Genomic DNA, 1,591 nt, shown 5'->3' on the forward strand with positions numbered 1-1,591 from the left:
ACCAAAATAAAGATGTCAGTGCGCCGGGAGACCGGCAAGGAGTAAAGAGTGCAAGTCTCTTACAACGAAGGTCTAGCAAACCACGTTGTCCCCGAGTCATGCGCAGCATGTCGCGAGACATGCTGCGAAGCGTTGACAGGGGTACGTGCAGGCCAACCATTGAGCCGCGATAGTTTATCTGTTCCGAGCGCCGACGCTGTTGACATTGCGGAAGGCAACACGACGGAGCGCGATACTGCGAGCACTCCGTCGGCTCGGCGTGGTCGGAGACCCTGGCATGCACGCACGCTCCTTGTTTGGGAACCGGGAGATCTCCAGTCTGGCCAGTCGCTGCACGGACAGGCCCGCATCGGGAAGGCGAGGAGCCGTAGCCGATGATGAACGGACGGGAGAAGTCAGACTCCGCCATAGTAGCGAAGAAGCTTGCGAACAACGTCGGGGAACCGGCCGCGGAGTGGGTGGAGCGAAGGGCGGGGACCAAGCGGAACATGGGCCAGTCCAACACGTGCCGGGCGCAGAACCGGGCAAGCGTGCCACATGGACTGGAACGTGTACGGCAAGCAGCAAAGCAACGGAAGAAGGAGCGGTTCCGCTGGCATGGCGGGATTGGATGTAGCCGCAATGCTGCACGGCGTAAGCCCACAAGGCTGCCGTGGGACAGTAACCGGGTGCATCTTTGAGTTCGCTGTCCTTGAGCACGATTTCGACGGCGAGGGATTGGATGTAGCCGCAATGCTGCACGGCGTAAGCCCACAAGGCTGCCGTGGGACAGTAACCGGATGCATCTTTGAGTTCGCTGTCCTTGAGCACGATTTCGACGGCGCGTGCGAACGATTCCATCGGGATTTCGAGCCGGCCCGGCAAGCTCGCCTTGTGGTGCGCTGCCTCGAACGCCTGCCACAGCACACCGGCGTCGTTGATCAGGCGGTAGCCGGCGTCAAACGCCTGCGGCACGTAGAAGCGGGTAAAGCTCCACTGGCTGCCCTCCGGGCAGGCTGTCTGATCTAGCCGTCCAGGCACGTGGCGACATCTTCGCCGTTGCGGATGCCGCAGAAGGCGAATTCCTCGACCATGAGACGCGCGACAATCTGTGTCTTGCCGGCGACCTGCAGCGCCGTCTTCTGAGCGAGCAGATCCTCCTGGCCGACGAGAAAGGAAGAGTTTGATGTGCTGACGATCGAGGGCGTCGTGCACATCACGCAGCCATTCGTATTCGTTCTCGTTGTAGCGTTGCGCCTCGCCACAAAAGAGCAGCACTGTGCTGCTGCCGGCGCGGGCGGCGGCCTCGTGCGAGCGCGCGGCGCACACCGCTTCGAAGTTCCGGGCATTGGGGCGCCTCGCTGAGGCTTGGCGTCGCGGTTTTCGACTGGTTACCTGCCCGGGGCAGTGCTGCTTCCGTTGCCGTTCGGTTCATGGGCCGTGTTCCTGGCCGACCGCGTACCTGACTGAGCCGTCTGATCCTTCGCCGTCATATTCTTGAGCGGTTGCATTGAATTCGCTGGCGTATCGGTTTCGGCGGTCGGTCCCACAACAGCACTTGCGGGAGCATCCGGGCCACTGCCACCCTCAGTTCCGCCGCGTTGTCCGTTCG

Annotated in this window: 1 pseudogene; it reads right to left on the minus strand. The window is 62.1% G+C overall.

The features are described 5' to 3' along the window. Window positions 1-714: 714 nt before the first annotated feature. A pseudogene (locus tag BMI01S_RS43755) lies at window positions 715-1,296 on the minus strand (ATP-binding protein); the annotation flags it as partial. Window positions 1,297-1,591 lie beyond the last annotated feature (295 nt).

Origin of the sequence: Paraburkholderia mimosarum LMG 23256 = NBRC 106338 (assembly GCF_000739815.1) — a bacterium.
Taxonomy (GTDB): Bacteria; Pseudomonadota; Gammaproteobacteria; order Burkholderiales; family Burkholderiaceae; genus Paraburkholderia; species Paraburkholderia mimosarum.